Source organism: Moorena sp. SIO4E2 (assembly GCF_010671945.1).
Classification (GTDB): Bacteria; Cyanobacteriota; Cyanobacteriia; order Cyanobacteriales; family Coleofasciculaceae; genus Moorena; species Moorena producens.
This window is the reverse complement of sequence record NZ_JAAHIE010000318.1, coordinates 1-8,672: the sequence shown is the minus strand read 5'-3', so window position 1 is coordinate 8,672 and position 8,672 is coordinate 1. Positions and strand designations below refer to the sequence as shown.

The following is an 8,672-nucleotide window of genomic DNA, read 5'->3' as shown; positions in this document are numbered from 1 at the left end:
CTCGCACCATGAAGCAAATCGAAATCGAAGATGCTGCTGAAGCAGACAGAATCTTTACTGTACTCATGGGAGACCGGGTTGCTCCTCGCCGCCAATTCATTGAAACCTATGGCGCTCGACTCAATCTCAACGATTTAGATATTTAACGTCTACTTTACTCACAAATCGGTGCTCGTTCACCAATAAAGGGTATTCCTTCACGAGAAAAGGGTACCCTTTATTGGCAGGGCAAAGGCATCTTGATTTTTGAAAGGCGAGCGGTGTGAGGATTTCAGCGATCAAGTCCTGTTTTTAATCAATTGATGAAATCCTTACTGGATAAGGGTTTTGGAATTTAGATGCGTTTGCCCTGGTCACCAATGGATTCAGCCTTAAGTTGTCACCAATGGGCTATACTCCACATCTGGTGTCTTTGGGTAAGTCCTGAATAAAAAAAAATCGAGGATTCTGTACTTTTAGCTACAAAATACTGGGAAGCATCAGCCGTAACCTAACTACATCAACATATTTTATATGTGATGTAATTATGGTAATTTCATCAGTTACAAACGCTACAGAAAAATGGGGTAACCTCGATTCCCAAAGAGGTAATCTGAGTGAATTAGATCTATGGTGTATTATTTGTGGTGGCTTCCACATGACCGCTGATCATTGGAAATTTATGGCAGAAGATATGCCTAAAGATCCAGTGGATATGATCGAAGACCTCACAAAAATGGGAATTTATAAACCCGATACTTTTAAGATTGCAGATGCGGTTAATGCTGCTGATATTAGAAAGGCACTGCTACTAAAAGTAGCTGGTAAAGGGGACCCTAATAGGGAGCAATTAGTTTTAGAGTTAGCTAAACAAGCTGGTGGTATAGAAAATGCTTTTGCCGCTGCCTTTGGTCCTAAAGCTGGAGAATTTTTCGGGGATGTTAGGCATTACAATAGTTTCAGCCGCCGCCGCTTCTTGAAAAATTTAGCAGTAGGTGCTGCATTAGTTACCCTAGCCAACTGTACCTCTAAACAGCAAACTCAGGATTTAAAGACAGGGGAGAATGAACCACCAGCAAATGCAGACAGTCTAGAAAAAACAGACCTAAAAATTGGATTTATCCCCATCACCTGTGCCACTCCAATTATTATGTCTGAACCTTTAGGGTTCTACTCCAAGTATGGTTTTAATGCCAAAGTAGTAAAAATGCCTAGCTGGGGTGCGGTTAGAGATTCCGCGATCGCAGGAGAACTGGATGCTTATCATATGCTAGCCCCGATGCCTATTGCCATGACTTTGGGTTTAGGTTCCGCCACCTTTGGAGTTAAACTAGCCAGCATCGAGAACATTAACGGTCAAGCCATAACTGTAGCTAACAAGTACAAAGGTAAAATTAACGGTCCCGCCGATTTCAAAGGCTTCACCATCGGTGTACCTTTTCCTTACTCCATGCACAACCTCTTAATGCGTTACTACCTGGCCACTGGTGGAGTTGATCCTGATAAAGATGTAAAAATTCGCCCTGTTCCGCCACCAGATAGTATTGCTCAGTTGGTTGCAGGGGACATTGATGCTTACTTGATGCCCGATCCCTTTAACCAAAGGGCTGTCTATGAAGACGCTGGATTTATCCACAAACTTACCAAGGAGTTATGGGAAGGACACCCCTGTTGTGCTTTTGCCGCCAGCGATGCTTGGATAGAGGAAAACCCGAACACTTTCCGCTCCCTCAACAAAGCAATTATCGAAGCTGCAGGTTATGCCCGTAACCCAGCCAATCGTCCAGAAATTGCTAAAGCCATCTCCGAAAGAGCCTTTTTGAACCAGCCTGTGGAAGTGGTGGAAGCTGTACTAACGGGTAACTTTGAAGATGGTCAAGGTAATACCAAAGCTGTACCAGACAGAATTGATTTTGATCCCTATCCTTGGCAGAGCTTTGCGAATTGGATTTCTTCTCAGTTAGTGCGTTGGGATTTGCAAGGAGATGGAAAAGTAAAATCAGCAATTACCTCGGAAAAGTATGATGAAGTGGGTAAAGAAATTTTTCTGACAGATTTAGCTAGGGAATTGGCTAAGGAAGTGGGACAAACTCCACCTACAGAGATTTACCGTACAGAAACCTTGGAATTTGACACCTTTGATCCAGCTAAACCCCAAGAGTATGTGGATGAACAAATCAAAAAATACGGTTTTTAAAGGTAAGCTATCAGCCGTCAGCCGTCAGCCGTCAGCCGTCAGCCGTCAGCCGTCAGCCGTCAGCTGTCAGCCGTCAGCCGTGAGCTAAAAGCTCACGCTACGCGAACAGCAGTAGCCCATAAGTTGATAGCTGAATGCTGAATGCTGAATGCTGAATGCTGAATGCTGATAGCTGATAGCACCTCAAGTAGCGCTTAAGCTGAATGCTGAATGCTGAATGCTGAATGCTGAATGCTGAATGCTGATAGCTGAATGCTGATAGCTGATAGCTGAATGCTGAATGCTGATAGCTGATAGCTGACGAAGTCTACCTCACCAAGCTCTTTGCAGATAAAAGCAAATACAATATGACATCAATACCCAAAAACGTAACTCAAAAAAAACAACAACTCACAATCCTTGAAAATGAAAACTTCAGAGCTCTGTTGCTATTTATCGTTTCCCTAGGCATATTTTTACTGTTTTGGGAATTAGGAGCAAAGATGAAAATTTTTGCTAAGGGCATGCCCACTGCATCCTTAACAATTAAGGAATTATGGTATTGGGTAACCCATCCATTTTATGACAATGGACCTAATGATTTGGGTATTGGTTGGAATTTGTTAATTAGCCTGCGGAGAGTAGCCATTGGCTACACGTTAGCCTCAATCATTGCTGTGCCTTTGGGAATCTTGGTAGGTATTTCCAAAATTGCATTTAAAGCCTTTAACCCCTACTTCCAGCTTCTTAAACCGGTTTCTCCCCTGGCTTGGTTACCTTTGGGGCTATATATATTCCGGAACTCAGAGATGACTGGGATTTTCATTATTACCATTGCTAGTATTTGGCCAACCCTAACCAACACGGCTTTTGGTGTGGCCAATGTTAACCCAGATTACCTTGATGTTTCTAAAATTCTGGGCGCTTCTAAATGGCGCACGATTTTTAAGGTGATTATTCCCGCTGCCCTACCTAACATCATCTCTGGTTTGAGAATTAGTATGGGGATTTCTTGGTTGGTGATTGTGGCAGCAGAAATGCTATTGGGTACGGGTTTAGGTTACTTCATTTGGAATGAGTGGAATAACCTTTACATACCCAATATTCTGGTGGCTATTTTTATTATTGGAATTGTGGGTATTGTCCTTGATCAAATATTTGCATATTTTGAAAAAATGGTTTCTTTCGGTAAAAAATCATCATGAAGCATCATTATGAGTACTTCTTTTTATTCCAAGGGCCGTAAGGTCATTAGTGACAATGACAGTGAAGCTCAAATTTCATTACGTCATATTTCAAAAACGTTCCCTGGTAAACAGGGTTGGTTTGATAAAATCACTGGCAAATCTTCCCCAGACTTTGTAGCTATCGAAGATATCAATTTAGATATTGAGCACAACACGTTTGTGTCGATCATTGGCCCGTCGGGTTGTGGTAAGTCCACCTTGCTGAATATTATCGCGGGTTTGAGTTCCGCCACCAGTGGCGAAGTGATCATCAATGGGCAACTGGTGACTCAACCAGGACCTGACCGGGGTATGGTCTTTCAAAACTATGCCCTTATGCCTTGGATGACTGTGGAAGGTAATATTAGGTTTGCGGTGGAAACTGTCTATCCCAAAATGTCTGCCAGGCAGCAAAAACGGGTTATTAAGGAAAATATCCAACTAGTTGGTTTAACCGGGGCAGAGACAAAGCATCCTCATGAACTATCTGGGGGTATGCGACAACGAGTAGGTATTGCGAGAGCTTTAGCTATTAATCCCCAAATTTTGTTAATGGATGAACCTTTTGGTGCTTTAGATGCTCTGACTAGGGGCTTTTTACAGGATGAAATCGAGCGCATTTGGGAACAGCAGCGTAAAACTGCCATTATGATTACCCATAGCATTGATGAAGCCCTCCTGTTATCCGATCGGATTGTGATGATGACCAAAGGCCCTGCGGCGCGCATTGATGAGGTGCTTGAAGTGCCTTTCCCCCGTCCGCGCGATCGCACTACCGTTGAGCATCATCCTGCCTATATGGAACTGAAACAGGAAATGGAAAACCATCTATATCGGGAAACTAGAGCTGTAGAAGAAGCACGAATTCACTAACTAAAAATCCTCCGTTAGTGTAAAGTAAGCATTTAGCCGTCAGTGGTCAGCTGTCAGCTAGTAAGCCTTCAGCCTTTAGCCGTGAGCTTTTAGCTCACGCTACTTGAGGTGCCGTAGCCCATAAGTTGATAGCTGATAGCTGATAGCTGAATGCTTACAGTGTAAAATACCAAAGGTCAAAAATCAGGAGACATCAATATTATGGCAATTGCAGACATTACTCAACAGTTGTTAGCCGCAAAAAAAGAAAAAGGACTAACCTTTGAAGATTTGGAAAAAGTTGTAGGTAGGGATGAAACTTGGGTCGCTTCTGTGATCTATCGTCAAGCTAGCGCAGATATGGAGGAAGCCACCAAACTAGTCACCGCTTTGGGTTTACCAGAATCCGTAGCTGAAGAATTAACCGTGCCACCTCTCAAGGGTTCCCTAGACCCTCAAATTCCTACGGATCCCCTAATTTACCGCTTTTACGAAATTATGCAGGTGTATGGTATGCCTATTAAAGCGGTGGTCCATGAGAAGTTTGGGGATGGGATTATGAGTGCTATTGATTTTTCCATAGAAGTAGAGAAAGTGGAAGACCCGAAAGGCGATCGCGTACAAATCATTATGTGTGGTAAATTCCTACCTTACAAAAAGTGGTAGCTTAGCAAGATTGATTCTGTCGGGGTAAAGGTAAGTTATCCCGACTACAAAGTTATTAACTACTATTCACTACAATTTCTTAACCTCGGCAATTACAGGGTAGCCACAGGTTACTAGGGAATCAGTGTCCACTAAATCCAAAACCACGAACACACTAAAACAGTTAGATAAACGGCAATTTTCTGAGTACATCAGAGCCTTAGTCTGGTCAAACCAAGGTAATTATCTAGCTATTATTACTGCTGCAGGAGAACTGGCTTTATGGCAACAGGGTAATCTGGAAATTTTGACACCCAGCCATGACTATTCCCTAGACTGTGTGGGCTTTTCCCAAGATGGCAATTATCTAGGGACTGCTGGACAAGAAGGCAAGGTTAGTATCTGGCAATTGGGGGTCAATTCCCCCAAGTTTACGCCAATTACAACCCTGGATCAGGGCAACGCTTGGATTGACTCCCTCGGTTGGCATCCCCAAAAAAATCTATTAGCCTTTGCTGTCAATCGCCAGGTTAAGGTTTGGGATGTTGACCAAGGGCAACTAATGGCAGAGTTAAACTTTGCAGACTCATCAGTTTTCAATGTAGCTTGGCATCCCCAGGGTAAATTCCTGGCTGCTAGTGGCCATGGTAGTGTTAAAGTCTGGAACATTGAAAACTGGTCAGAGCCACCAGAAACCCTTGAAGTCCCTGGAGCTAGTCTAGATTGTGCTTGGTCATCCAATGGTGAGTATCTTGCTTCAGGCAATCTAGACCGCACTATTTCTTTACTTCACTGGGGTAATCCTCCCCCCTGGTTAATGCAAGGATTCCCCGGCAAAGTCAGTCAAGTTGTTTGGTCAAATACGTCTGATCCAGTTTTAGCTGCGTCTTGTCAAGATGCGGTAATTGTGTGGCAGTTTAGCAACGAAATCAAGAACTGGCAAAATCGTGTGTTACAACATGACCAAGCCATACAAGACATCACCTTTTCCCCCAATTCATCCCTACTAATTTCCGCTAGTAATGATGGTGGTATTCAACTCTGGTCAAAGGCTAAAAAGCTTACCAAAATAGTTAGCAAAACAATTAAATTTTCTTGTTTAGCGTGGAACCCTACGGGAAACTATTTAGCTGCCGGAGGGCAAAATGGTGAAGTAATAATTTGGCAAAATTCTATTTCCAGTCCCAGTAGGGGATTTGGTTAATAACAATGAACTTATTTCAGAGCTCTAAATCTACAACTAATTCAGCTAAAATTAGGGAAATCAAAAACTTGGTTTATCAGCACTTGGCCATAGATCCGGAAATCCCTATTTCTGTTAGTCAGTTACAATGCCATGAACCAGATTGCCCTCCCATAGAAACCGTGATTGCCATCATGAAAACACCTCCGCAACAATACAAAATTCATCAATCCATAGCAGAAATTCAAGAACTAGACATTAAACAACTTTAAACACCTAATTCATTTTACTCAAAATCCATGGTTGCAACTACTGTAAACAACGCTATTCCCGTCACGGTTTTAACTGGCTATTTAGGAGCCGGAAAAACTACGTTGCTAAACCGTATCTTGACCCACGAGCATGGGAAAAAGGTAGCGGTAATTGTTAATGAATTTGGGGAAGTTGGTATTGATAATCAGTTAGTAATCGATGCCGATGAAGAAATCTTTGAAATGAACAATGGTTGTATTTGCTGTACCGTGCGGGGAGATTTAATCAGAATCATTGGTAACTTGATGCGGAGGCGGGATAAGTTTGACCATTTAGTGATTGAAACCACTGGGCTTGCTGATCCTGCCCCGGTAATTCAAACGTTTTTTGTGGATGAAGAGATTCAAACCCAGTTAGACCTTGATGCCGTGGTAACGGTAGTTGATGCTAAGCATATTTTAGAGCACTGGGATAGTGATGAAGCCCAGGAACAAATTGCTTTTGCTAACGTGATTTTGCTCAATAAAATTGATTTAGTAGACCCTCAACAACTGGAGGAGTTAGAGCAAAAAATCAAAGCCATGAATGGTTTAGTCAAAATTTATCGTACCCAAAACTCAGAAATTGCGATGGATTCAGTGTTAGGGGTGCGGGCTTTTGACCTTAAACAAGCTCTAGAAATTGACCCGGACTTATTAGGAGAAGATGCTCATGAACATGATGAATCCGTTTTTTCCTTTGCGATTGTGGAACCAGGAGCAGTAGATTTGGAAAAATTAAACACATGGCTAACGGAATTATTACAGACCCAAGGGCAAAATATTTTCAGAATGAAAGGTATTCTGAATGTGATGGGAGAAGACAATCGATTTGTCTTCCAGGGAGTACATATGATTTTTGATGGTCGTCCCGACCGTGCTTGGAAACCAGAAGAAACCCGAAAAAATGAGTTAGTCTTTATTGGTCGCAATCTTGATGAAAACCAATTTCGTCAAGATTTCCAAGCTTGTCTTGTTTAGAGTTTATGTAAGAATTAAGCTATCAGCATTCAGCATTCAGCATTCAGCTATCAGCATTCAGCATTCAGCAATCAGCAATCAGCATTCAGCTATTAGCTATCAGCTATCAGCTATTAGCTATCAGCATTCAGCTATTAGCTATCAGCATTCAGCATTCAGCATTCAGCATTCAGCATTCAGCTATCAACTTATGGGCTACGGCTGTTCGCGTAGCGTGAGCTTTTAGCTCACGGCTGACGGCACCTCAAGTAGCGTGCGCGTAGCGCATAGGCTGATAGCTGACGGCTGACGGCTGACGGCTGACGGCTGAAGTATGATAACTGCTAGATTTGCTATCGATTTTTTTGGACTATTACTATCTATGGAAACTAAACCACCTCTACCTCCTTTTACGTTAGAAACTGCAACCGCTAAGGTGCAAGCTGCTGAAGATGCCTGGAATACCCGCAATCCCGAGAAAGTTGCTCTAGCTTATACCATTGATTCCGAATGGCGCAATCGTGCCGAATTTATTAGTGGTCGAGAGGAAATTATTGCGTTTCTGAAGCGGAAATGGGCAAAAGAATTAGATTATCGCCTGAGAAAACGACTTTGGAGTTTTATGGATAATCGCATTTCAGTTTGCTTTGAATATGAGTGGCATGATGATTCTGGGTTTTGGTATCGTGCTTATGGCAATGAAAACTGGGAATTTGCGGAAAATGGCTTAATGAAGAGACGGGAAGCTAGTATTAATGATGTACCGATTAAAGAGTCTGAAAGAAAATTTTTGTGGGAACGGTCTGTAATTTCGTGACAGCCGTAGGGCGCGTTAGGGACGGGCTCGCACTGATTTTCCGCCTGGTAGTGTTGGGACAGCCCGTCCCATACGCACCGCCAGTGTTGGGAATTTTATGATAATAATCAAAATATGGCCAAAGATATTTTCCACAATACAGTTAAAATAGCTCTACAAAAAGATGGTTGGCTGATTACTCACGATCCCTATCAACTGCGCTACGGCATGACTGATATCTATATCGATCTGGCTGCAGAAGAAGCGATCGCTGCTGAGAAAGAAGGTTGTAAAATAGCAGTGGAGGTTAAAAGCTTTGTCGGTGGCTCAACTATCTCTCAATTTCACACCGCTCTTGGTCAGTTTATTAACTATCGGATTGCCTTAGAAATATCTGATGAGCCAGAACGCATTTTGTATCTGGCGATTCCCAAAGATACCTACCAAATGTTCATCAGATTTGAACCTGCCAAAACTGTGATTGAACGATATCAAGTCCGGTTAATTGTTTACGATGCGAATCATGAGGTTATTGACCAATGGATAAATTAGATCAATATCGTCA

At 42.5% G+C, this 8,672-nt stretch carries 11 protein-coding genes; all 11 read left to right on the top strand.

Going from position 1 to position 8,672, the window contains the following annotated elements; genetic code table 11:
• Window positions 1-146, top strand: a 146-nt coding sequence (locus tag F6K37_RS25545) for a hypothetical protein (protein ID WP_287253032.1), incomplete at its 5' end; no start/stop codon positions are given.
• Window positions 147-526: 380 nt separating this feature from the next.
• Window positions 527-2,176, top strand: a complete 1,650-nt coding sequence (locus F6K37_RS25540; protein ID WP_287253029.1) for an ABC transporter substrate-binding protein — start codon at window positions 527-529, stop codon at window positions 2,174-2,176.
• 347 nt (window positions 2,177-2,523) lie between these two features.
• Window positions 2,524-3,360 carry a nitrate ABC transporter permease gene (ntrB, locus tag F6K37_RS25535; RefSeq protein WP_287253026.1) on the top strand — a complete coding sequence of 279 codons (837 nt, stop codon included), beginning with the start codon at window positions 2,524-2,526 and terminating at the stop codon, window positions 3,358-3,360.
• A gap of 9 nt (window positions 3,361-3,369) precedes the next feature.
• On the top strand, window positions 3,370-4,254 hold the full coding sequence (locus tag F6K37_RS25530; protein ID WP_287253024.1) for an ABC transporter ATP-binding protein: 885 nt from the start codon (window positions 3,370-3,372) through the stop codon (window positions 4,252-4,254).
• Between the two features lie 201 nt (window positions 4,255-4,455).
• Complete coding sequence (gene cynS, locus F6K37_RS25525; protein WP_287253022.1) at window positions 4,456-4,899, top strand: cyanase; 444 nt, start codon at window positions 4,456-4,458, stop codon at window positions 4,897-4,899.
• 124 nt (window positions 4,900-5,023) lie between these two features.
• Entirely contained in the window at window positions 5,024-6,082 is a 1,059-nt protein-coding gene (locus F6K37_RS25520; RefSeq protein ID WP_287253020.1) for a WD40 repeat domain-containing protein, read from the top strand.
• A gap of 5 nt (window positions 6,083-6,087) precedes the next feature.
• On the top strand, window positions 6,088-6,333 hold the full coding sequence (locus tag F6K37_RS25515) for a hypothetical protein (protein WP_287253017.1): 246 nt from the start codon (window positions 6,088-6,090) through the stop codon (window positions 6,331-6,333).
• 27 nt (window positions 6,334-6,360) lie between these two features.
• Window positions 6,361-7,332: a CobW family GTP-binding protein gene (locus F6K37_RS25510; RefSeq protein WP_287253015.1), complete on the top strand. Its 972-nt coding sequence runs from the start codon at window positions 6,361-6,363 to the stop codon at window positions 7,330-7,332.
• Window positions 7,325-7,558: a hypothetical protein gene (locus tag F6K37_RS25505; RefSeq protein ID WP_287253013.1), complete on the top strand. Its 234-nt coding sequence runs from the start codon at window positions 7,325-7,327 to the stop codon at window positions 7,556-7,558. The genes F6K37_RS25510 and F6K37_RS25505 overlap by 8 nt, the downstream gene beginning before the upstream one ends.
• 135 nt (window positions 7,559-7,693) lie before the next feature.
• Window positions 7,694-8,128, top strand: coding sequence for a nuclear transport factor 2 family protein (locus F6K37_RS25500; protein WP_287253011.1), 435 nt, complete (start codon window positions 7,694-7,696; stop codon window positions 8,126-8,128).
• Between the two features lie 114 nt (window positions 8,129-8,242).
• Window positions 8,243-8,659 carry a XisH family protein gene (locus F6K37_RS25495; RefSeq protein WP_287253009.1) on the top strand — a complete coding sequence of 139 codons (417 nt, stop codon included), beginning with the start codon at window positions 8,243-8,245 and terminating at the stop codon, window positions 8,657-8,659.
• Window positions 8,660-8,672: the final 13 nt, after the last annotated feature.

Excerpts from the sequence above, each read along its gene's own strand:
- F6K37_RS25530 (WP_287253024.1), top strand. The coding sequence starts at position 3,370 with ATGAGTACTTCTTTTTATTCCAAGGGCCGTAAGGTCATTAGTGACAAT.
- cynS (WP_287253022.1), top strand. The coding sequence starts at position 4,456 with ATGGCAATTGCAGACATTACTCAACAGTTGTTAGCCGCAAAAAAAGAA.
- F6K37_RS25540 (WP_287253029.1), top strand. The coding sequence starts at position 527 with ATGGTAATTTCATCAGTTACAAACGCTACAGAAAAATGGGGTAACCTC.
- F6K37_RS25495 (WP_287253009.1), top strand. The coding sequence starts at position 8,243 with ATGGCCAAAGATATTTTCCACAATACAGTTAAAATAGCTCTACAAAAA.
- F6K37_RS25510 (WP_287253015.1), top strand. The coding sequence starts at position 6,361 with ATGGTTGCAACTACTGTAAACAACGCTATTCCCGTCACGGTTTTAACT.
- F6K37_RS25515 (WP_287253017.1), top strand. The coding sequence starts at position 6,088 with ATGAACTTATTTCAGAGCTCTAAATCTACAACTAATTCAGCTAAAATT.
- F6K37_RS25500 (WP_287253011.1), top strand. The coding sequence starts at position 7,694 with ATGGAAACTAAACCACCTCTACCTCCTTTTACGTTAGAAACTGCAACC.
- ntrB (WP_287253026.1), top strand. The coding sequence starts at position 2,524 with ATGACATCAATACCCAAAAACGTAACTCAAAAAAAACAACAACTCACA.